Genomic DNA, 22,033 nt, shown 5'->3' with positions numbered 1-22,033 from the left:
CGATACATTCAGAGAATGACAAGTCCCAAGAGCGCCCTCGAATTGGCCGCGCTGGCTACCTCCGCAATGCCCGGGTTGCGCGTGAGCGCCCTGCGCCCGCCGAGTTACAGCGACGAACTTGCTTCCGTGACCGGCATCGAAGACGTCGCCGGCAACCGCTGGATCGTCACATGCCCCCACGAGGAGGTCTCCGGTCCCGCTCTCGAGGCCACGTCGGGGATTCTGGACCGCCTAGGCCAGGCCTTCGAGCACGACTACATCCCCTTCGACGTGCCGCGACTGGCCGGGCAGGCCAAGATTCGCGGCGGAGGCAGTGTGTACGTGCACCGCGATCCAGGCGGGCGCGCGCCCACGGACGAGGACCTCGACACGGACCTGCTGCTGCCGGCCTCGCTCGGGCGCGCTCTGGCAGCCCTGCACAACCTGCCGCAGACGGTCTTTTCCTCGATTGGACTGCCCACGTACACAGCGATGGAGTGCCGCGACCGTAACCTCGCTCTGCTCGACGAGGCCGCCCGCGAGGTCACGATCTCTCCATCCCTGTGGAACCGTTGGGAGGCCGCCCTCGAGGACGTGTCACTGTGGCGTTTCCCGTCGGCCCCCGTCCACGGCGACATCCAGGAGCGCAGCCTGTCGGTTAATCGCGGATCGGTCGTCGCTATCGGCGGGTGGACCAGCGCGCACGTGGGTGACCCGGCCCTGGATATTGCGTGGATTCAGGCCACCGCCTCCGATGCGTTCCTCGAGCGTTTCTGTGAGACCTATGGACATGAGCGCCGCGCCATCGACCTGCACGTTTTCACGCGAGCTCAGCTCCTTTCCGAGATCGCGCTCGTACGCTGGCTGGTCCACGGCCTGCACGCCGAGGACCAGACCATCGTCGATGACGCCCGCGCGATGCTCACTGACCTGGCCGTCGACCTGAACGGGGAACCCCTGCTGCCCTCGCACGCTGCCGCCATGGGATCCGCCTCCATCAACGAGGCCTTCCGCGCCCCCTCCGAATCAGCGTCGTCCCGCTCGTCCTCCCAGGGTACTGCCTCCAATTCTCGGCCCATCAAGTGGCGGGATCGCGCTGCTCACGCCGCGCAGGACGGACCCGAGACGGGAGCGTCGACGCAGCCCGTTGCGCGCAAGAAATCTGCCGTGGCCCGCAAGCTCGCCGAACGCGAAGTGGACCCGGCTGCGCCGACCGAGCGCCTGCGCCTCGGCCCCGACGGGACGCTTATCTCCTAGGCGATCCGGATGCCGCGACCGCCGCGCATTCCTTGCGAGCGCGCCGGCACACATGCCACGCTCCCACCCATGGGCGCGCCCACCAACATGAAGCGGGGTCCGTCAGGCATCTCAACCTGACGGACCCCGGCCTCGTGCATCAAGGCAGCGGCTGGCCGCTCAGCGCTTCTTCTTGCGCTTCTTCCCCTGAGGGGCGGCCTTATCGTGAGAGGACGACGCCGCCTGAGAGGCACCAGACTCGCCCTGCGAGGACGCACGCCCCTCGAGAACTTCGACGCGACGTTCCAGGCGCTCAACCTGAAGGCGCAGGATCGCGGCCTCCTCAGTGAGGCGGCGACGATCCTCATCCGCTCGCGACAGGTCCACCGAGAAACGCAGGGACAGGAGCAGCAGGACCACGCCCGCCACGAAGAAGCCCAGGTTCAGCGGAACGACGACACCCAGGTGGAACGCCGTCCACTTCAGGATCGGCGGGAACAGGGACAGGAGCGCCGTGAAGAACGCAATCCAGTACCACCACAGGCCGTAGCTTTCCTTCAGACCCGAGTTGCGCATTTTGACGAACACGGTGACCAAGATGATGCCCGCGAAAACCAGTCCGAGCACATAGGTGGGGCTCATGCGTTCTCCTCCTCAGCCTGGGCAATCTTTTCGCCGGGTCGAGTCAACGCGACGGTGAGGGCGAGGGTCGCGCGCACCAGGAACAGCGCCGACTTGATCGGGTTGTGTGACGGCTCACCGCCCGCACGCGGATGCATCTGCACGCCGACCTCACGCACCACCAGGTGGGAGCGGGCTGCGATGACGAGAGCGCCAATCGTGTCACCCAGGTACTCCGCCGGATAGTTGTGTGCGAACAGCGACAGGGCGCGCGGCCCGTAGAGCTTGAAGCCGCTGGTCGTGTCACTCAGGCGGGTATGGCACACGCGCGAGAGGATGACCGAAAACAGGTTCATCGCCCACTTGCGCGGGCCTCGGGCCTGGTAGTCGCCCTTGCCCGCGAAACGCGAGCCGATGACGACGTCGGCGTGCTCACTCGAGGCCGTCTCGATGAGCGTCTCAATCTCCGTCGGGTCGTGCTGGCCGTCCGCATCAAGCTGGCAGGCGTAGTCGTAGCCCATGCGCTGCGCGTACTGGAAGCCAGCGCGCATCGCGCCACCGACACCCAGGTTGAGCGGCAGGTCGAGCACGGCCACGCCAGCCGCGCGCGCAATCGCAGCGGTGGCGTCCGTGGACCCGTCAGACACGACCAGGATGTCCGCGAAGGACGGCTTTTCGACCTTCACGGACTCCAGGACATCTCCCAGCACCGCCTCTTCGTTCCACGCGGGGATGACGATCAGGAGGCGAGAGTTAGCACTCGGGCGCGACACTCAGTTGCCCTCACGGTTGAGGAGCTCGAGCAGGTAGGCTCCGTAACCCGACTTGACCAGAGGCTCGGCGCGCTGGCGCAGGCCCTCGTCGTCAATGAAGCCCATGCGCCACGCGACCTCTTCGGGGGCACCAATCTTCATGCCCTGGCGGGCCTCGACCGTGCGCACGAACGCGGTGGCGTCAGCGAGGGAGTCGAACGTGCCCGTGTCGAGCCACGCGGTGCCGCGCGGGAGGACCTCAACCTTGAGCTTGCCGGCCTCCAGGTAGGCGCGGTTGACGTCGGTGATCTCGTACTCGCCGCGCGCGCTCGGCTTGAGGTTACGGGCGATGTCGACCACGTCGTTGTCGTAGAAGTACAGGCCGGGCACCGCGTAGTTCGACTTGGGCTTCTCGGGCTTCTCCTCGATCGAGAGGGCGTTGAATTCCTCGTCGAACTCGACGACGCCGTACGCACGCGGGTTGGACACGTGGTAGGCGAACACGGCACCACCGTCGGGGTCGACGTGGCGGCGCAGCTGCGCGCCCATGCCGGGGCCGTAGAAGATGTTGTCGCCCAGGACCAGCGCCGCGGCATCGTTGCCAACGTGGTCCGCGCCGAGCACGAAGGCCTGCGCCAGGCCGTTGGGTTCGTGCTGGACGGCGTAGGAGATGTTCACGCCCAGCTGGCTGCCATCACCGAGCAGGCGGTGGAACGACGGCGCGTCGTGCGGCGTGGTGATCACCAGAACGTCGGAGATGCCTGCCAGCATGAGGGTCGACAGCGGGTAGTAGATCATCGGCTTGTCGTAGACGGGGACCAGCTGCTTTGATGTCCCCAGCGTGATCGGGTTCAGTCGGGTGCCGGACCCGCCTGCCAGGATGATGCCTTTCATGTTGCCTCCGCTTCCCGGCGCGTCCTCGTGTGGGTCGCGCATCACTAATAATTATCCCTATGTGACGATATTTTTGCACAACTGTGGCCCCACACACGCCAATGGGACGCAGTACCCCCACTGGTGGTGCGCGGATCGGATAGTATCTTTATGGATTGTTACGTCCGTACGATACCCACGCACATAGAGGAAGAACAATGGCGCCCACTGCTAAGCCCCTGGGGATCACGACTACGCCGATCCCCGGCTTTTTGCGCATCGACCTGACCGTTCACGGCGATAACCGAGGCTGGTTCAAGGAGAACTGGCAACGCGAGAAGATGGTCGCGCTGGGTCTGCCGGACTTCCAGCCGGTGCAGAACAACATCTCTTTCAACGACGAGGTCGGGGTGACCCGGGGCATTCACGCGGAGCCGTGGGACAAGTTCGTCTCGGTCGCGACCGGTCGCGTGTTTGGCGCGTGGGTGGATCTGCGCGAGGGACCCTCGTTCGGCACGGTGTACACGACGATCATTGATCCGAGCGTCGCGGTGTTCGTGCCCAAGGGCGTGGGTAATTCGTATCAGACGCTGGAGCCGAACACGGCGTACACGTACCTGGTGAACGATCACTGGTCCCCGGATGCGAAGTACACGTTCCTGAACCTGGCTGATGAGACGGCGGCCGTGGATTGGCCGATTCCGCTGGAGCGGGCGATTCTGTCGGATAAGGACAAGGCTCACCCGCGCATGGCGGACGTGACGCCTTTCCCTGCGCCCGCCCCCGTGGGTCGCCGCGCGCTTGTGACGGGTGCGAACGGCCAGCTGGGCCGCGAACTCATGCGTGTCCTGCCTGAGGCGGGTTTCACGGTTACGGGCGTGGACCTGCCGGAGGTGTCTATCTCGAACGCCGAGCAGGTGGCCGCCTTGCCGTGGGACGAGATCAACGTGGTCATTAACGCGGCCGCGTGGACGAACGTGGACGGCGCGGAGACCCCGGAGGGTCGCCGCTCGACGTGGGAGGCCAACGCGACGGGTCCGGCGGTTCTGGCTCGCGAGGCGACGGCGCACGGCGCGACGCTCGTGCACATTTCGACGGAGTACGTCTTCGATGGCACCCAGGAGGTGCACGTCGAGGACGAGGCCCCCTCCCCCTTGAGCGCGTACGGCCAGTCGAAGGCGGGCGGCGACGCGGCGGTGGCCTCGACCCCGAAGCATTACATCGTGCGCACGTCTTGGGTCGTGGGCGACGGTAAGAACTTCATCAAGACCATGGCGTCCCTGGCGGATCGCGGTATCTCCCCGTCGGTTGTGTCGGACCAGGTGGGCCGCCTGACCTTCACCGCCGACCTGGCGCAGGGAATTATTCACCTGCTGACGAATGAGGCTCCCTACGGCGTCTACAACCTGTCGGGCGAGGGGCCGGTCATGAGCTGGGCGCAGGTCGCTAAGCGCGTCTTCGAACTGTGCGGCCGCGACCCCGAGGATGTCGCGGAGGTGACCACGGAGGAGTACTTCGCGGGCCGCGAGGCTGCGCCTCGTCCTCTGTCCTCGACGCTGGACCTGTCGAAGATCGAGGCCACGGGCTTCACGCCTGCGGATTCCTCGCAGCGCATCGACACCTACGTGGCGTCGCTGCGCAGCTGATTGCGTGGTTCGGCCCCGGGCGTTTCGTTCTCGCGAGCGCCCGGGGCCTTGCTGTACCTGCGTTCGTTGTGTGCTCTTTCTGTGTGCCTCGGGGTGGCTCGCGGCAATCTCGGGGATTCGCGACGACGAGGCCGTGGTTGGGTCACCGGGGCGCGCACGCGGATAGGTAACGCGCACGTGGATAGGTAACGAACACGCGGATAGGTAACGAACACGCGGATAGGTAACGAACACGCGGATAGCTTATTAACCTATCCGCAAGCGCATAACCTATCCGTCTGCGAACAACCTATCCGCGAAAGCACGGGATAGCAGCACTCCACCCGGCTGATGCCGCGATCCGCACACGGCAACAACACCGCCCACCTTATGGTGCTCCATGCTTTCTGACGAACGGAAACCTTCAAGTTCACGCTCGTTCAGGCGCTTGAGTCTTAATGCACCTTATGGCGCTCCATGCTTTCTGACCAAGGCTTTCATGCAGTTCCCCACCAAGATGGCCGACGGGTCTTAATGCACCTTATAGCCCTCGGCGCTTTCTGACCAGGCCTGATTGACTGGTTGGTGCCCCGTGGATGACTGCGGGTCTTAATGCACCTTATGGCGCTCCGTACTTTCTGACCGCGGCGTTTGCAACACCGGCAGCAATCGCGGTCAGCGGTCTTAATGCACCTTACGGCGCTCCGCGCTTTCTGACCACTTGGAGAACATCTGCATGGGTGAACTGCGAGCCATGTCTTAATGCACCTTATGGCGCTCCGTGCTTTCTGACGGGGCCTGGCATGTCACACGCGACGGCACGGTCAATATGTCTTAATGCACCTTATGGTACTCCGTGCTTTCTGACGGAACCCCGGTCCCCGTCGCGATCTACTCCACCAAGTCTTAATGCACCTTATGGCGCTCCGTGCTTTCTGACGTAGGAAGAAAGAAGGAAATGAGGTGGCCGCGTGATCGTCTTAATGCACCTTATGGCGCTCCGTGCTTTCTGACATCGGTCAGCAGGAGCGCGCTAAGTTTGCGTTCTCCTAGTCTTAATGCACCTTATGGCGCTCCATGCTTTCTGACTACCAGATCGAGCACGCGGGCTACGCGTCTCAGGACGGGTCTTAATGCACCTTATGGCACTCCGCGCTTTCTGACCAAGATCCAGACCAAGGCCGGACGCAAGATGTCTGAAACGTCTTAATGCACCTTATGGCGCTCCGTGCTTTCTGACTTCTGAGGTCTCCCTCCCTGGCAACAATGATAAAGCCAAGTCTTAATGCACCTTATGGCGCTCCGCACTTTCTGACGTCCAACATGTTCGAGAATATGATTGTGCGCCGCAATCGCCTTAATGCACCTTATGACGCTCCATACTTTCTGACCGTCGTGTCAAACGGCGGCGACCAGGACAACATTCTGACAATGTCTTAATGCACCTTATGGCACTCCGTGCTTTCTGACCACCAGCGCTCACTCCGCAAGCTCACGCGGAAAAATGTCTTAATGCACCTTATGGCGCTCCATGCTTTCTGACTGCGTATTAGAGAATGGGCTGAGCGTGAAGGTTTCCACGTCTTAATGCACCTTATGGCGCTCCATGCTTTCTGACGTGGTACCCCGATGCAGCTCAAGGTGTCAGGCATCGTGGTCTTAATGCACCTTATGGCGCTCCATGCTTTCTGACCAGCCTGATCACCCTCGAAGGAATCCCCGCATGACACGTCTTAATGCACCTTATGGCGCTCCATGCTTTCTGACAGCCCGGCGTGTCGCACCTGCTGTGACCAGGGGAAACGACACCTCGGATCGCCAGGGGTCGAAAAAGCACGAATCCGACCCGCATGCACGACGTCAGATTAGCAGACTTTTCGTTGCAATACGGCGCATCGCCACCGATGGCCAACAACACTCGTCCCGCCCCGGAAACTCACGCTCGCGCCGGCGTGTCGCGCCACTCCACGCATGCACCACGCCACACGCCAAGCAGCTGACTAACCTCACCCATGCCCGAATGCCGCCCACATGCCCGATCCCACACACAGAGGCCGGGACCCACCGCGCTGTGCAGCGCGACGGACCCCGGCCTCGTGACAGAGCATGAACCCCTAGAAGTACGCGTTCAGCATAGACACCAGGTCGTAGCCGTACCCGCGGGCGGCCGCCCAGCCGGTGTGGTTCGGGTTCTCCTGGATGCCCAGGTACTCGACCACGGGGGCCGCACCCTTACGCACGTAGGAGAAGCGCGGATCCACGACCGGGTAGGCCAGCGAATCGGCGGACGCGGACGGGTCCGCGTAGGCGCGCAGGTGCTGAACCTGAGCGCGGATGCCGGTGCGCACGTCCGGGAAGTCTGCTCCCGCAGCGCCGCCGCCAACAGCGCCGATGCCGGCGAAGTTGAACTGATCGACCTTGACGTCGCCGCCGTACTGCAGCCAGCCGGTCTCCTTCATGGACTGGACGAACACCAGCTCGGGGGACACGCCCTCGGCCACGGCCTCGTCGTAGACGATGCCCGCGAACTCGCGGATCGTGCTCGCGCCGCCATCAGCCAGCTCCGACGGGTAGGGGCGGCCCGCATCGTTCCACGCGGCGACCATGTCATCGACAACCTCGGAGCGCGAGGCCATGGGCGCGGTCATGATGAGGCGCTGGCCCTCCGCGTTCGTCACCGCGTCACGCGAGCCGGATTGGGAGTCGGCATTCGCGGCGGGAGCGCCGCTGCCGTCCGTGTAGCCCAGCCACGCGCCGGAGGAGGCGAAGGAAGACTCGCGGCCCTCAACGGTCTTCGTGCCGGTCGCCATGGCACCCGAGGCCGGGTCCAACCAGTACCAGGAGTTGCCCGACTTGAGCCAACCGGTGCTCATGACGCCCGAGCTGTTCATGTGGAACCAGTCGGCCCCGACCTTGACCCAGCCGGTCTTCATGATGCCTTCACCGTCGAGGTAGTACCACTTGCCGCCATCGAGCAGCCAGCCTGTGGCCATCACGCCGTTGGCGCGCATGTAGTACCACTCTCGGTCGTCCTCGGTCAGCTGCCAGCCGGTGAGCATACGACCGTCATCCTCGAAGAGGTACCAGTCATTGCCGATATTCGTCCATCCAACAGCCATCGCGCCGGAATTGTCCAGCCAGAACCAGCTGCCGCGGTAAGAGAGCCAGCCGGTAACCATGGTGCCCTGGCCATCCAGGTAGTACCAGGAGCGACCGTCCTTGACCCAGCCGGTGGCCATGTCGCCCTGGGGACGCAAGTAGTGCCACTTGCCGTTGTCCTTCTTCCAGCCCGTCACCATCGCGGTTGACTCGTCGAAGAAGTATCGGCGTCCGTTGATGGTGGACCATCCGCGGATCGTGCGGCCGTCAGAGTCCGCCCAGTACCAGCGACCGCCCGCCGAGAACCAACCGGTCTTAGCCTTGCCGTCGCGCACGAAGCGCCACGAGTCACCTGACTTCTCCCACGTGCCCTTGCTCAGGCCGTAGGTCTGAGCAATGCCGGTCGCGTCAGCGACACCGAGGGAGCGAACGAACGCGGGGTCGTGCAGTTTCTGCGCGTCCGACGAGGACGTCACGAAGGCGTGCTCGACGATGATGCCGGGCATGTTTTCCTCGCGCGCCTGACGAATGATCGCGTAGTAGTCGCCCGTGGATCCGTCCGGGTAGTCGTAGTACTCGTTGTCGCGGGTCTTGATGCCGCGGTCCGCGAGGCCCAGCGCGGTGAGCTGGTTTTGGATGTTGCTGGACAGCGTCCGGCCCTGCGTGTGGGTCCAGTAGTTGTAGGACGAGGAATTGCCGTACCAGACTTCCGCGCCGTGCGCGATGGGCGAGGCGGAGTTGAAGTGGATCGACACGAGCGCATCAGCGTCGGCGGCTGCTGCCGTATCGACGCGGCTCGACAGGTCGGTGCTGAGGTTTTCGGACGGACGAACGTCCGTCTCGCGAGTCATGACGACGGTGACGCCGTCGTAGGACTCGAGTTCTTCTTTGAGAGCCAGGGAGACCGCGAGGGTCAGGTCCTTTTCTCGCAGGCCGTTGGCGACTGCGCCAGGGTCGGAACCCCCATGCCCGGGGTCGATGGCGATGATAATGCCGTTGGCCGCGTGCGCGGGCGGCACCAGGGCCGCGACGGCAGCGCCGAGCGCCAGGGCAAGCCCGGCTGCGAGTGTCCTCCACGGAGATCGCATAGTCATCCTTCAGGTTGCTAATGTGACACTCGGGATTGTAGTTACTTATGTTGTAACTGTAAATGTGAAAAGGGATGCACAGATGGACTGACATGAACCGCATCCATACTTTTGCTTGTTATGAGACACGGTCGTCGCGCTGCCACGCCCTCGTGTAAGGGGCACTGGAACGAGGCCCGGGCCGGGTCGCGCTCGTCCAGCGAGGACAACGGCACCCGAGGCAGCGCACGCGCCTCACCGTTGAAGCACGCTGCGCGTGCGACAGCACCCCAATCCGCAGAAGGCCGACTTCAGAGGGCTGATCGCACCGTCGCAGCCGCCGCCCGCGAGGACGCGTCGACGGAACGATTCTCACGCACCCAGGCGCGCGCCTGTTCAGCCCCCACCCAGTGCACGGAATCGGAGGCGAAGGCCACCATGGCCTCGGCGACCTGAGAGGGGTCGAGGGCACACACCACCCCGAGTCCGCCCTCACGCACATCGCGCGCGGCCTGCCCGGGTCCGGCGTAGATGACGGGCGTTCCCTGCGCCAGGGAGGCCAGGATCTTCGTCGGGTAGGCGTAGTCGTAGCCGCCCGGGCGCAGCGATGCCAGTGTGGCGGTGGCGCGAGCCATCCACCGGTCGGCCTCGTCGGCGCTGACGGCGGGCAGCAATCTCACCCCCGCGACGCCTCGGGCGCGCGCGGCCAGGTCCTCCCAGCCACTCCCCTGCCCGACGAACACGAGGCACGCATCCCCCAGGCGCTCACGAGCAAGCTCAAAGGCGTCGATGAAGACCTCGGGGGCCAGCCAATGGGCGACCGTGCCCGCGTAGACGAAGACGGGACCGGAGCAGGTGGGAAATCCTGCGGGCAAACCGGAAGCCACGGCCTCGGGCACGCGCACGCCGTTGGGAACGACGGTGACGCGGGCGGCACCCAGCTCGCTCGCGCGGCGGGCTACCCCGTCGGACACGGCGATGACGCGGCGAGCGCCCCGCAGCGCGAAGGCTTCGAGTACGGCGACTGCTCGCACGACCGGGCGCGCCACGCCGGCCAGGGCGGCGGCGTCGGAAACGATGTCCGCACAGTAATACACGTAGGGGATACGCCGGGCCGCGCACGCCAGGCGCACGGCCGCGCCGGTCGTGGGCGGGGGTTCGGAGACGACCACGTCCGGGCGTGGCCCGGTCAGCAGCCGCGTGATAAGCGGCACGTCGAACGACGGATAGGACACGTACCCGCGCACGGCCCCGGTGCGGTCGCGCAGCACGGGCGCTCGCCTTATTTCAACGAGGCCGTGGCCGCCCTCATCGCCTCCTGCGCCCACGGGCGCACCCGGGGTCGCGCTGCCCCCAGGGCGTTTGCCAGGGAAAGGAGAGGGGGCACGGTTCGCGGCAGCGGCGGCGTCGCGGGCGACGCTGGGGGCAAGCCGCGAGGTGAGGACGCGCACGCGATCTCCACCGGCTGCGAGCGCCCGCGCGAGCGCCCCGAGGCGCAGGGCTGCGGCGGTCGGTTCTGGCGTGAACGTGCGGGTCGCGAGGGTGACTAGCATGCGGGCGAGGCTCCCCCACCGATGGTGATGCGCGGGGTGCCAGCCCAGGCTTCGGGGGACGTGATGGCGCGGCCGTCGACGAGGAGGCGCACGCCGGGTAGGTCGGCGGGGGTCAGGTCACGATATGACGCGTGGCCGGCCTGGATGATGGCGACATCCACCGGTTCGCCGAGGTGGTAGGCGTCCCATCCGAAGGCTGCCAGCTCGTCGTCGGAATACAACGGATCGTGAACGCTCACCTGCGCCCCGGCCTCGCGCAGCGCGCTGACGACCCCGAAGACGCCGGAGAAGGCGGTTTCTTTGACCCCGCCGCGGTAGGCGGCACCCAGGACGGCGACACGCAGACCCGACAGGGATCCCAGCAGAGCGGCCGCGCGGGAGACCGCGTAGGCGGGCATCGCGGCGTTCGCGGCGCGCGCGGCGGACACGACCGTCGCGTCCGGGTCGCCAGCCAGGTACAGGCGCGGGTAGACGGGGATACAGTGCCCGCCGACCGCGATGCCGGGCCGGTGGATGTGCGAGTAGGGCTGCGAGTTACAGGCCTCAATGACGCGCGCGACGTCGATGCCGACCGCGTCCGCGTAGCGCGCGAACTGGTTGGCCAGGCCGATGTTGACGTCCCGGTAGGTGGTTTCGGCGAGCTTGGCCATCTCCGCGGCCTCCGCCCCACCCATAGGCCACACGCCGTTGGGGCGCGGCAGGTCGTCGCGCTGATCGAAGGAGAGGACGGCCTCGTAAAAGCGGACGCCGCGCGCCTCGCCGGATTCGCTGAGGCCCCCCACGAGCTTCGGGTAGCGGGCCAGGTCCGCGAAGACGCGCCCCGTGAGGACGCGCTCGGGTGAGAAGACCACGTCGAAATCGCGGCCCTCGACCAGGCTGGAGACCTCTTCGATGAGGGGCTTGTAGCGCCCGCGCGTCGTGCCCACGGGCAGGGTCGTCTCGTAGGAGACGAGGGTGCCAGGACTCAGGTGCGCGGCCATGGAACGCGTCGCGGCGTCCATGATCGTGAAGTCGGGGCGGCTCTCGGCGTCCACGACGAGGGGAACGACCATGACGACCGCGTCGGCACCGGGGACCGCCTCAGCGTAGTCGGTCGTGGTGCGCAGCGCGCCGGAGGAGATAAGCGCAGGCAGGTACTCGGCCAGGTGCGCCTCGCCCGGGAAAGGCTCCTCTCCCCCATTGATGAGGGCGACCGTCTGCGGGTTCACGTCCACGCCAACGACGCTGTGCCCGCGGCGCGCGTAGTGCACCGCCAGCGGCAGCCCGATCTTGCCCATCCCGACGACCGCGATCCGCATGCGGCTCCCCTTTCTGGCTCTGGCCTCGTCAATCACCCCCAGTGTAGTGCCCCACCCCACCTACAATGGGGGCGTGGATCGCGCGCTCAATCTCCTGCTCTACCCGTCCAACCTAGCTTCGCCCGGGCGGCTGGTGAAGATCGCGCGTTCACTGTCCCCGCTTTTCTCACAGACGCGCATCGTCGGTATCGATCAGGGCGGCCTTCCCACGGACGAGGCCGTGGCCCCCACCGTGCACCTCACGCGGATCCGGGGTGCCTCGCTGGGTGCGCCCCTGGGCGGGGTGCGGGTCGTCGGGGCGTGGGGTGCTCGCGTGTACCGGCGGTTCGCGAGGCAGCGGGTCGCGGCCGTTTCCGCGCAGAACCTGTTCCTCCTGCCCCTCACGCACGCGTTGGCGCGGCGCACGGGCGCGGTGTTTGCTTATAACGCGCACGAGTTGGAGACAGAAACGGTGGGGTCGGCAGGGCTGCGTCAACGCCTCCAACGCGTGATCGAGCGCCATTACATCCGCCGCGCAGACGTGGTGTCCGTGGTGAACGAGTCGATCGCGCAGTGGTACCGCGACACCTACCCGGGCGTGGATCCCGTGGTGGTGACGAACGCGCCGACGGGCGCGGACGGGGTCATCGATCTGCGCGCGCAGCTGGGCGTTCCGGAAAGTGCGCTCCTGTACCTGCACTCGGGATACCTGGCACCGGGGCGCAATATTGCGCTGATTCTGCGCGCGTTCGCGCAGGTGGAGGACGTACACGTCGTGTTCGTCGGCGCGGGGGCCCTGCTGCCCGAGGTCGAGCGGGCCGCGGCGACACACCCAAACATCCACCGCCTGCCGCCCGTGGAACCGGACCAGGTGCTCGCCATGACGCGCGGGGCTGACGTGGCGCTGTGCCTTATCGAGTCCGGGTGCCTGTCGCACCGTTTGTCCACGCCCAACAAGATGATGGAAGCTTTCGCGGCCGGTATGCCCGCGCTGTGTTCTCCCCTGGCCGAGGCCCGCCGCTACCTGGGTGAGCAGGCTGACACGTGGGTGCTGGAGGACCCCGAGCACGACCTCGTGCGTGCGCTGGACCGCATCACGCGAGAGAACATCGACGCTTTCAGGCCCCCGGTAATCCCCACGTGGGAGGAGGGGGCCGCGCGTCTGCGAGAGGCCTACGAGCGGGCGCTCGCCGCGCGGAGCCACTGAGGCTCCTGTTTCACGCGCGTTTCACGCTGCTGGGCGACGTTTCACACCCGTTTCACAAGCATTTCACGAGGTCAGCCAAGCATTTACACGACCTGAGGCCGCGTCCCGTCCCCGCGGTCATACTGGCGCGCAGTCACCCAGGCCATGACGAGCATGCCCACCAGCAGAACAGCCATGAGAGTGCCGAGAATGGCGACCGTTGCCTCGATCCCGTAGGGGCTGACCGCGAGCCACGCCAGCGGCGCGGCGCAGTAGACGCACGCGAAGGCCAGCATCCGGCGCTGATGGTAGGTCGCGACGAACACGTTCGACAGCGGAGAGGTTGCGACGGTCAGGGCCAGCCACGGAGCCAGGGACCGCGCGAAGTACCCGGCGGCCTCCCAACGCGCGCCAAACACGAAGGGGAAGAGCCAGGGGCTAATCCACGCGAGCAGCGCGAAAACGGGAATGGAGAGTCCCAGGGCGGTGCCACCGACTCGCACGACGACACGGGTCATGTCCCCGGGCGAGGTGTCCGACAGACGAGGCAGGTAGACCTGCGACAGGGCACCGGCGATGAGGGCGACGGGAGCCTGCAGGGCCATCCATGCCATGTTGAACTGCCCGAGGGCGGCCACGGAATAGGAGGCGATAAGCATGGGGATCGCGCTCGTGCGCAGCGCGTCAACGACGACGTTGGGCACGCCAACGAGCGCCATCTTCCGGTAGCGGGAGGCCACGGCACGCAGGGAGGGATCCGAGGCCTCGGCCGCGCGGGCGTCACGGGCGCGCCAGGAGAGATAAGCGACGGCGATGCCCTGGCCCGCTATCGTCGCACCAATCGCTGCGCCCAGGCCCCCGCCAGCGACGCAGCCGCACACCAGCTGCAGGGCAGCGATACCGAGGGAGCGCACGACCGACGAGCTCGCGATCGATTGGAAACGCCGGTGCCGCGTCAACCAGTAAGAGCACACCTGCCCCTGCGCCAGGAACAGGACGGACACGCCGACGGCGAGCATCCAGCCCGCGAGCGCGCTCCCGTATCGCGCGGACACCCACGGCCACGCGCAGGCGGCGGTCAGGGTCGCCAGCGCGGAGGCGGCCAGCACGCAGCGCGAGGAGAGGCGGACGAGGGAACGCGCCGAGGCCTCGTCCCCCGGGGCGGGCAGGACGATGCTGAGGTCGAAGCGTGCGCCTGCGATGGCCGCGCCGAGCGTGGCCGCGGAGGTGAAGATGCCCAGGTATCCCAGGTCCGCGTCGGTGTAGAGGCGCGCGATGCCGATCTGGGCGACGAACGCGATGACCTGCGCGAGGATGGTGCCGCTCAGGAGCGTGAGCACCTGGCGTAGCACGCCCGTGTGCGCGGGTGGGGCGGGGACGTTCGGCATGGGTTCATTAAATCACCGGGTCGCGGCGCTCAGCCCGTAGGATGGGGGCATGCCCTCCCTCGTGTCCGCGCCGCGCGCCCGCAGTCTCGTAGGCGTCGCGTGAAGGTCGCTCTGACGAAGGGAACTCTGCTGGTTCCCCCGACGTACTTCGCGCTCGCGCACGCACGCGCGATGCCGGAGCGGGATTGGCGGGTGTTCACGCTGGCGGCTCGGGTGAGTGATCCGAGCGTGACGCTTCCCATCCACGAGGCCGCCCCGGGCGCGCTCTCCCCCGCTCTGCCGCTTCGGGTGACCTCACAGGCACGAGGCCTGGGAGCGATGCGCCGCGCTGTTTCCTCGTGGGGACCCGACGTCATTCATCAGCATCAGGCCACCTGGTCTCTGCCGGCCGTGGGGGCGGCGCGGGAGACGGGTGTGCCGCTGGTCGTCACGCTGCACGGAGGGGACGCCTACCCGAGGTTGGGACGAGGCCTGGGCGCAGCGTGGAACGCCCGTAATCGCCGCGCAGCCTTCGAGGGTGCGACGCGCCTCCTCGCGGTGTCGCGTTACCTGGCGGATGTGGCGCTTCGTGCGGGCGCGGATCCGGCGCGGCTGAGCGTGCACTATCAGGGCGTGGACACGCAGTGGTGGACCCCCTTCCCCGGCCTGTCCCCGGGAACGCGCCCCGACCTCGTCCCTCAGGGGGACCACGACCTCGCCGCCGAGGGGGCCGACTCGCCCGAGGTTCCGATCGTCCTGTTCGTAGGGGCGCTCAGCCGCCTGAAGGGCGTGGATGACTTAGTGCGCGCCTCGTCGTCTCTCGTCGAGCGCCGCCCGCACCGCCTGGTGCTGGTGGGCGACGGCCCGCTGGCCTCCCTGCTGCGTGCGAGCGTCCCTGCGCACGTAACGCTGACCGGCCCGCTTGCGCGCGAGCGCGTACGCGAGTGGATGCGACGCGCCCGCGTCTTGGCGCTGCCGACGAAGCCAACGCAGGGGCGACAGGAGGCGGCAGGCCTCGTGCTGCTGGAGGCGCAGGCGTGCGGCGTGCCCGTCGTCGCGTATCGCACGGGCGGAACGCCGGAGATGACCGCGCCAGGAGCCTCGCTGCTCACCGGCGAACGCACGCCGGATGCCCTGGGCTGCGCCATCGACGAGGCCTTGGCGTGGTCGGACGAGGAGCGCGCGGATCGCGCGGCGGCGTGCCGCGCGTGGGTGGATGCTGAGCGCTCACTGCGCGGGTCGGTGGATCAACTGCGCGCTGTCTACGATGAGCTGACAGGTTCATCGCTGCGCAACTGTCGCACAGCGTCAGACGAGTAATACTGCGGAGCGCTGGACGCCCACGGACCTCGCGCTTCGATCTGTCAAGATTCGCCAGACCACGAGCTGAACATCGACCTTGTGGAAACCACCACCATATGTTCATAATTAGCATTATGAATGCTACGCTCGAACACGTAGCGCTCAGCTATCTCCCGTGAACGAAAGGTGATCGCATGCCCGCGACGAACGTTGGCACTCTCAGCGAACCCCAATTCAACATCCTGACCGCTCTTGCTCGCGAGGGTGCAGCCCTCACGCAGCGCGCGCTGTCCGTGGCCACCGACATGAGCCTGGGCCGCGTCAACACAGCGACACGCGAGTGCGAGGCCGCCGGTTACATCGAGGACCGCGCAATCACCGAGGCGGGACGCGCAGCACTGGAACCCTATCGCGTCACGGGTGCCGTCATCATGGCCGCCGGTCTCTCCTCACGTTTCGCCCCCATCAGCTACGAGCGTCCCAAGGGCACGCTCAAGGTGCGCGGCGAGATCCTGGTCGAGCGTCAGATTCGTCAGCTCCACGAGGTCGGCATCACGAATATCGCGCTGGTCGTCGGCTACAAGAAGGAATACTTCTTCTACCTGGCCGACAAGTACGGCGTCGACATCGTCGTCAACCGCGAGTACGCCACGCGCAACAACAACGGGTCGCTGTGGCGCGTAAGGGAACGCCTGGACAACACCTACGTGTGCTCCTCGGACGATTACTTCACGACGAACCCCTTCGAACCCTACGTCTACAAGTCCTACTACTCGGCCAACTACGTTGAGGGCCCCACCGACGAATGGTGCATCAAGGTGGGCGCGGGCGACCGCATCACGGGCGCGACCGTGGGCGGCGAGGACGCGTGGGTCATGCTCGGCCACGTCTACTTCGACCGCAACTTCTCCACGACATTCCGCGAGATCCTCGAACAGGTCTACGACAAGCCCGAGACAGTCTCGAAGCTGTGGGAGTCCATCTACCTGGATCACATCAAGTCGTTCGACATGGTGATCCGCCGCTACCCCGACGGCGTCATCCACGAGTTCGATTCGGTCGACGAGCTGCGCGACTTCGATCCGCTGTTCATCGAAAACGTCGACTCCGAGGTGTTCGACCACATCGTCGAGACTCTGGGCTGCGCAAAGTCGGAGATCCGCGACTTCTACCCCCTCAAGCAGGGCATCACAAACCTGTCGTGCCACTTCACGGTGGGCGATGACGAATATGTCTACCGTCACCCCGGCATCGGCACGGACAAGATCGTGGACCGCAGCGCAGAGTTCGCCGGCTTGCACCTGGCCGCCGAACTCGGCATCGACGATACCTTCATCACGGGCGACCCGGCGGCGGGATGGAAGCTCTCGCGTTTCGTGCGCGACGTGCGCAACCTGGACGTGACCCGCCCCGAAGAACTGAAAGCGGCCATGGAGATGGACCGCGCCCTGCACGCCTCCGGCCGAGTCCTGGACCGCTCCTTCGACTTCGTCACCGAAGGCTTGCGCTACGAGAGCCTCCTGAAGACCTTCGGCCCGATCGACGTGCCCGGATACTTTGAGCTGCGCGACAAGGTCCTGCGTCTGAAGGCCTTCGCAGACGCGGACGGCTTCGATAAAGTCCCCTCGCACAACGACTTCTTCCCCCCGAACTTCCTGGTGGATAAGGACGGCAACATCAGCCTCATCGACTGGGAGTACGCGGGCATGTCGGACATGGCAGCCGACTTCGGCACGATGACCGTGTGCACGGCGGAGATGACCCGCGAGCGCGCGGCCGCCGCCCTCGAGTACTACCTGGGTCACACCCCCACCGAGCGCGAGGCGCGCCACTTCTTCGCCTACGAGGTCTTCGCCGGCTGGTGCTGGTACCTGTGGGCGCTGGTCAAGGAGGCCGAAGGCGACGACGTGGGCGAATGGCTCTACATCTACTACTCGCACGCGACACGCACAATCGATTCCCTGCTCGCTTCGTACAAGGCCACCGCGACCTCGGGCGCGCAGGTTTCCCAGGAGGGTGAGCTGGCATGAAAACTCAGCACGGCGGCAAGCGTTACGGTATTTTCTCGGGTGCCCTGTGGGGCCTCGACACGGTCGTGCTAGCGATCGCTCTAGCGATGACCCCCTTCCTGGACTTTGGCCAGTCGGCGCTGGCGGGCGCGGTCCTGCACGACGTCGCGTGCGCCGTGATCCTCTTGGTCTACATGGCGATTCGCGGTCGCCTGAAGGACACCTGGAAGGGGCTTCGCACCCGCCCGGGCATGTCAGTTGTCGTGGCGGCCCTGCTGGGTGGCCCGATCGGCATGAGCGGCTACCTCATCGCGATCGACAACATCGGCCCCGGCCTGACAGCAATTATCTCGACGTTCTACCCGGCCCTGGGAACGCTGCTGGCGTTCGCCCTGCTCAAGGAGCGCATGGCTCCGCGTCAGATCATTGCCCTGCTGGTCGCGCTCGGCGCGATCGTGGCGACGGGCTGGTCAGCGACGGCGGAGCCGATCGAGGGCGGCAACGCAATCCTGGGCGTCGCCGGTGCCCTGGCCTGCGTGATCGGCTGGGGTTCCGAGGCCGTCATCCTCACGTGGGGCATGCGCGACGAGGCCGTGGATAACGAGGTGGCCCTGCAGATCCGCGAGACGACATCGGCCATGGTCTATCTCTTCATCGTCGCTCCCATCGCGGGTGTCTTCGGCTTCACGCTGCACTCGCTGGCGACCCTGTCCGCGGGCGTGGTGGCCCTCGCCGGCCTGGCGGGCACGGCCTCGTACCTCTTCTACTACAAGGCCCTGTCGGCCATCGGTGCCTCGCGCGGCATGGCCCTGAACATCTCCTACTCGGCGTGGGCGATCATCTTTGCCCTGGTGTTGCAGGGAACGATTCCGACGGCCACCCAGGTCCTGTGCTGCATCGTTATCCTGGTGGGCACGGTCCTGGCGGCCACGTCCAACTGGAGTGACCTGCTTCCCAAGCGCACGGAGAAGGTCACCAGCTCCCAGGCATGAGACAATGGCGGGTGGGCGCGCTTGCGTCCACCCGCTTAGTCGTATTCGGAGGACTTATGACGACGCCCGACGCCGACCTGCGCAAGGTCCAAAAACTCCTGACGCTGATCCTGGCTGAATTGGACCGGGTGTGCCGACGCATCGGAGTGTCCTACGCGGTCTACGGCGGCACCGCGATTGGCGCGATTCGGCACGGGGGCTTCATCCCCTGGGACGACGACATCGACGTGATGATGACGCGCGCCGACTATGAGCGTTTCCTGGCGGAAGCTCCCGCGCTGTTGGATGAGCGTTTCCGCCTGGACAACACGCGCACGCGCGAGGACTTCCCCTTCATGTTCACGAAGATGGTCATGCCGGGCACGCTCCTGATCCCCGAGGCGGACAAGAACTCAACGTACCGCATGCCGTTCTTCCTGGATATTCTGCCCCTGGATGAGATTCCTGCCGACGAGAAGGCGTTCCGGAAGATGTCTCGCCAGTCGTGGCTGTGGGGCCGCCTCCTCTTCCTGCAGGGCACGCCTCGCCCCCACCTGATTAACACGCCCGCGTGGAAAAAGGCGCTGATCTTCTCCGCGACGACCGTGGCACACCTGGGTCTGAAAGCCGTGCGCGCAACACCGCGCAGCTTGCAAGAACGCTGGGAAAAGGCGGTTCGCCGCTACGAGGGAACGGGCACAGGCGTCTACGCAGACTTCACGATGCGCGACCCGCAGAACTGGATCGTGCGCGAGGAAGAGTTCTTCCCGACGCTGGATGTCCCCTTCGAAGACATCACCGTCATGATCCAGCACGAGTACGACTCGCTCCTGCGCGCCGGATACGGCGACTACATGCAGCTGCCCCCGCCGGAGAAGCGGTACAACCACGAGGCAGCCGTCATCGACTTCGGCCCCTACGCCGACTCCCTGTAGACCCCAGGTCCCATCGAAGGATCGGAGAAATATGAGCGCGGCAGATCCCGCAACTCTGGCAGCTATCCAGCGCGTCACCAGGCGGTGCCTGGCTGAGATTGACCGCGTATGTTCCCTCCTGGGCGTGCGCTACGTCGCCTACGGCGGCACAGCGATCGGCGCTGTGCGTCACCAAGGTTTCATCCCGTGGGACGACGACGGTGACGTATGCATGCCGCGCGAGGACTACGAGCGTTTCATTGCCGAGGCTCCTGCGCTCCTCGGGGACGAGTTCTTCATCGCGTCCCCCGCCTCGCACCCCAACTACCCGATCAGCTTCGGCGTGCTGGGGCTGAAGGACTCCGAGTTCGTCTCGAAGGTCGCCAAGGACCGCTCTTTCCGTATGCCGATCGGCGTGGACTTGTTCGTCCTGGACCAGATCGCGGCAGACCCGGCGCGTTTCCGCTCCCAGTCGCGCGGCACGTGGCTGTGGGCGCGCCTCATGTTCCTGCGCTCGATCCCCAACCCGCCAACGGGGCTACCCACGCCGGCACGCCAGCTGGCCTCGGCGGCCATGGCGTGCGCGCACTGGGGGATGCGGGCGCTGCGGGTGAACGAGGCCTCCCTGTACCGCCGCTGGCTGCGATCCGCCCTGAAGGGTCGCGAGAACCCGCAGATGGCTCCCGACGGCACGACGCTGTACGGCGATTTTTCGACGCGCGATCCCCGGCGTTGGAGCGCGTCGGAGGGCGAGTTATTCCCCGCGAAGTCCGTCCCCTTCGACGACATCACCGTGCGTATCCCGGCGGCCTACGACGTCGTGCTCACCCGCGGCTACGGCGACTACATGCGCGTGCCGGACCCGCAGGACCGCGAAACGCACGAACCCTTCCACATCGTGTTTGGCCCGTGCGACCCCGGCCCCGACTCGCAGGACGGAGCAGACGAGTGAGCGAGAAGGACACCACGGCCTCGTCCCTGCCCGAGGCCTCGGACCCGGACACCGCAGTCGAAACCACCGAGGAGGCCCTCGAGTCACGCGGGCAGCTGGGACGCGACTACCTGTGGAACACCGCAGCCTCCCTCATGTCCAGCCTGGCCGTGGTCATCATGGGCGTGGCGATCATGCGCTCGGGCGCAACCGACACGTTCGCGCGCGCCCAGTACGGCCTGTTCACCTTGGCGCTGGCGATCGGCCAGCAGTACCAGACCGTCGGCCTGTACGAGGTGCGTACCTTCCACGTCACCGACGTGCGACGGCGCTTCGACTTCGGCACCTACCTGTCGACCCGCCTGCTCACCTGCCTGGTCATGGTCGGCCTCATCGCCTACCACTCGTGGACCGCGTCGACGAAGGACGCCTACCCGGCCTTTACCGTCATCGCGGCTATGGCACTCCTGCGCATCTTCGACGCCTTCGAGGACGTCTACTACTCGGAATTCCAGCGTTCGGGCCGCCTCGACATCGCGGGCAAAGCCTGCTTCGCGCGCATCTTCACCACGACCTTCCTGTGGTCGGGCCTGTACTGGTTCACCCAGGACCTGCTCCTGTCCACGCTCGTCACCTTCGCGGTCACCTGCCTCGTGCTGGTCGTCGCCTACGGGCTGCCCGCGCGAGGCCTCTTTCCCCTGCTTCCCTCGTTTAATCTGCGAGGTATCGGCGGGATCCTGTGGGAATGCCTCCCCCTGTTCATCGCCGCATTCCTCAACCAGTACCTGGCCAACGCGCCGCGCTTCGCGATCCACTCGGCCCTCGGCGACGAGCAGCTCGGCGTCTTCGCGATCATCTACATGCCGGCGGTCGCGATCAACATGCTCTCCCTGTTCGTCTTCCGCCCGCTGCTGACCCGCATGGCGCTGCGCTGGACCGAAGGCAAGCGCTCCGAGTTTTTCGCCATCGTGCGCCGAGGCCTCGTCACGACCGCGGGCGCATTCGTGCTCGTCGCCGTCGTCACCTACTTTATTGGCGCTCCCCTGCTGACCCTCGTGTACAGCACGGACGTGTCCGACTACGTGCCCGAACTGATGGTGCTCGTCCTCGGTGGTGCCCTCAACGCGGCCGGCGTCATCCTCTACTACGCGCTGGCGACCATGCGCCGCCTGCGTGCAGTCCTCGTGGCGTTCCTGATCGCGGGAGGAACCGCCTACCTGGCAGCCGCGCCGCTCGTGCGCTCTTTCGCCATGATGGGCGCGTCCCTGGCC

General features: G+C 66.1%; 15 protein-coding genes, 1 pseudogene and 1 CRISPR repeat array. Of the genes and pseudogenes, 9 read left to right on the top strand and 7 right to left on the bottom strand.

Annotated elements, in window-relative coordinates; translation table 11 throughout:
* The first annotated feature begins 15 nt into the window (after nt 1-15).
* Nucleotides 16-1,236 carry a phosphotransferase gene (locus QZ149_RS06255; RefSeq protein WP_291450463.1) on the top strand — a complete coding sequence of 407 codons (1,221 nt, stop codon included), beginning with the start codon at nt 16-18 and terminating at the stop codon, nt 1,234-1,236.
* 261 nt (nt 1,237-1,497) lie between these two features.
* Here QZ149_RS06255 and QZ149_RS06250 read toward each other — a convergent pair.
* The 3 genes and pseudogenes from QZ149_RS06250 to rfbA all read right to left on the bottom strand — a co-directional run.
* Nucleotides 1,498-1,857: pseudogene (locus QZ149_RS06250) on the bottom strand (DUF2304 domain-containing protein); the annotation flags it as partial.
* On the bottom strand, nt 1,854-2,609 hold the full coding sequence (locus QZ149_RS06245; RefSeq protein ID WP_291450462.1) for a glycosyltransferase family 2 protein: 756 nt from the start codon (nt 2,607-2,609) through the stop codon (nt 1,854-1,856). The gene QZ149_RS06245 and the pseudogene QZ149_RS06250, both read right to left, overlap by 4 nt.
* Complete coding sequence (rfbA, locus tag QZ149_RS06240; protein WP_291450461.1) at nt 2,610-3,482, bottom strand: glucose-1-phosphate thymidylyltransferase RfbA; 873 nt, start codon at nt 3,480-3,482, stop codon at nt 2,610-2,612.
* A gap of 197 nt (nt 3,483-3,679) precedes the next feature.
* Here rfbA and QZ149_RS06235 point away from each other — a divergent pair, with 197 nt between their 5' ends.
* Entirely contained in the window at nt 3,680-5,107 is a 1,428-nt protein-coding gene (locus tag QZ149_RS06235) for a bifunctional dTDP-4-dehydrorhamnose 3,5-epimerase family protein/NAD(P)-dependent oxidoreductase (RefSeq protein ID WP_291450460.1), read from the top strand.
* Between the two features lie 354 nt (nt 5,108-5,461).
* Nucleotides 5,462-6,853: direct repeats of the CRISPR family, unit length 25 nt; unit sequence GTCTTAATGCACCTTATGGCGCTCC.
* 347 nt (nt 6,854-7,200) lie between these two features.
* On the opposite strand, the gene QZ149_RS06230 is transcribed toward QZ149_RS06235, so the two are convergent.
* From QZ149_RS06230 to QZ149_RS06220, 3 genes are all read right to left on the bottom strand, one after another.
* Nucleotides 7,201-9,273, bottom strand: a complete 2,073-nt coding sequence (locus QZ149_RS06230) for an N-acetylmuramoyl-L-alanine amidase (RefSeq protein WP_291450459.1) — start codon at nt 9,271-9,273, stop codon at nt 7,201-7,203.
* A gap of 290 nt (nt 9,274-9,563) precedes the next feature.
* Complete coding sequence (locus QZ149_RS06225; protein ID WP_291450458.1) at nt 9,564-10,805, bottom strand: glycosyltransferase; 1,242 nt, start codon at nt 10,803-10,805, stop codon at nt 9,564-9,566.
* A complete protein-coding gene (locus tag QZ149_RS06220; RefSeq protein WP_291450457.1) occupies nt 10,799-12,103 on the bottom strand; it encodes a nucleotide sugar dehydrogenase in 1,305 nt (434 codons plus the stop codon). Before QZ149_RS06220 ends, QZ149_RS06225 begins: the two co-directional genes overlap by 7 nt.
* Between QZ149_RS06220 and QZ149_RS06215 the strand changes: the two genes are divergently transcribed.
* Nucleotides 12,096-13,289 carry a glycosyltransferase gene (locus tag QZ149_RS06215; RefSeq protein ID WP_291450473.1) on the top strand — a complete coding sequence of 398 codons (1,194 nt, stop codon included), beginning with the start codon at nt 12,096-12,098 and terminating at the stop codon, nt 13,287-13,289. The two genes, QZ149_RS06220 and QZ149_RS06215, sit on opposite strands and share 8 nt — an antisense overlap.
* 83 nt (nt 13,290-13,372) lie before the next feature.
* Here QZ149_RS06215 and QZ149_RS06210 read toward each other — a convergent pair whose 3' ends face one another.
* The gene (locus QZ149_RS06210; RefSeq protein WP_291450456.1) at nt 13,373-14,656 is read right to left on the bottom strand and encodes an oligosaccharide flippase family protein; all 1,284 of its coding nucleotides are present in this window, start codon (nt 14,654-14,656) and stop codon (nt 13,373-13,375) included.
* Between the two features lie 99 nt (nt 14,657-14,755).
* Between QZ149_RS06210 and QZ149_RS06205 the strand changes: the two genes are divergently transcribed.
* The 6 genes from QZ149_RS06205 to QZ149_RS06180 form a co-directional block, all read left to right on the top strand.
* Nucleotides 14,756-15,955 carry a glycosyltransferase gene (locus QZ149_RS06205; RefSeq protein ID WP_291450455.1) on the top strand — a complete coding sequence of 400 codons (1,200 nt, stop codon included), beginning with the start codon at nt 14,756-14,758 and terminating at the stop codon, nt 15,953-15,955.
* 176 nt (nt 15,956-16,131) lie between these two features.
* Nucleotides 16,132-17,967: a phosphotransferase gene (locus QZ149_RS06200; RefSeq protein ID WP_291450454.1), complete on the top strand. Its 1,836-nt coding sequence runs from the start codon at nt 16,132-16,134 to the stop codon at nt 17,965-17,967.
* Nucleotides 17,964-18,938, top strand: coding sequence for a DMT family transporter (locus QZ149_RS06195; protein WP_291450453.1), 975 nt, complete (start codon nt 17,964-17,966; stop codon nt 18,936-18,938). The genes QZ149_RS06200 and QZ149_RS06195 overlap by 4 nt, the downstream gene beginning before the upstream one ends.
* Before the next feature lie 56 nt (nt 18,939-18,994).
* A complete protein-coding gene (locus tag QZ149_RS06190; RefSeq protein WP_291450452.1) occupies nt 18,995-19,852 on the top strand; it encodes a LicD family protein in 858 nt (285 codons plus the stop codon).
* Between the two features lie 31 nt (nt 19,853-19,883).
* On the top strand, nt 19,884-20,783 hold the full coding sequence (locus QZ149_RS06185) for a LicD family protein (protein ID WP_291450451.1): 900 nt from the start codon (nt 19,884-19,886) through the stop codon (nt 20,781-20,783).
* On the top strand, nt 20,780-22,033 hold a 1,254-nt coding region (locus tag QZ149_RS06180; RefSeq protein WP_291450450.1), incomplete at its 3' end, for a lipopolysaccharide biosynthesis protein. The genes QZ149_RS06185 and QZ149_RS06180, both read left to right, overlap by 4 nt.

This window comes from Actinomyces sp. ICM47, from assembly GCF_905369875.1.
In the GTDB taxonomy this organism is placed as follows: Bacteria; Actinomycetota; Actinomycetes; order Actinomycetales; family Actinomycetaceae; genus Pauljensenia.
The sequence above is the reverse complement of the archived record's forward strand: the minus strand, read 5'-3'. Positions and strand labels throughout refer to the sequence as shown.

Coding starts and splice junctions, on each gene's coding strand:
- QZ149_RS06255 (WP_291450463.1), top strand. CDS start 16: ATGACAAGTCCCAAGAGCGCCCTCGAATTGGCCGCGCTGGCTACCTCC.
- rfbA (WP_291450461.1), bottom strand. CDS start 3,482: ATGAAAGGCATCATCCTGGCAGGCGGGTCCGGCACCCGACTGAACCCG.
- QZ149_RS06235 (WP_291450460.1), top strand. CDS start 3,680: ATGGCGCCCACTGCTAAGCCCCTGGGGATCACGACTACGCCGATCCCC.
- QZ149_RS06230 (WP_291450459.1), bottom strand. CDS start 9,273: ATGCGATCTCCGTGGAGGACACTCGCAGCCGGGCTTGCCCTGGCGCTC.
- QZ149_RS06225 (WP_291450458.1), bottom strand. CDS start 10,805: ATGCTAGTCACCCTCGCGACCCGCACGTTCACGCCAGAACCGACCGCC.
- QZ149_RS06220 (WP_291450457.1), bottom strand. CDS start 12,103: ATGCGGATCGCGGTCGTCGGGATGGGCAAGATCGGGCTGCCGCTGGCG.
- QZ149_RS06210 (WP_291450456.1), bottom strand. CDS start 14,656: ATGCCGAACGTCCCCGCCCCACCCGCGCACACGGGCGTGCTACGCCAG.
- QZ149_RS06200 (WP_291450454.1), top strand. CDS start 16,132: ATGCCCGCGACGAACGTTGGCACTCTCAGCGAACCCCAATTCAACATC.
- QZ149_RS06195 (WP_291450453.1), top strand. CDS start 17,964: ATGAAAACTCAGCACGGCGGCAAGCGTTACGGTATTTTCTCGGGTGCC.
- QZ149_RS06190 (WP_291450452.1), top strand. CDS start 18,995: ATGACGACGCCCGACGCCGACCTGCGCAAGGTCCAAAAACTCCTGACG.
- QZ149_RS06185 (WP_291450451.1), top strand. CDS start 19,884: ATGAGCGCGGCAGATCCCGCAACTCTGGCAGCTATCCAGCGCGTCACC.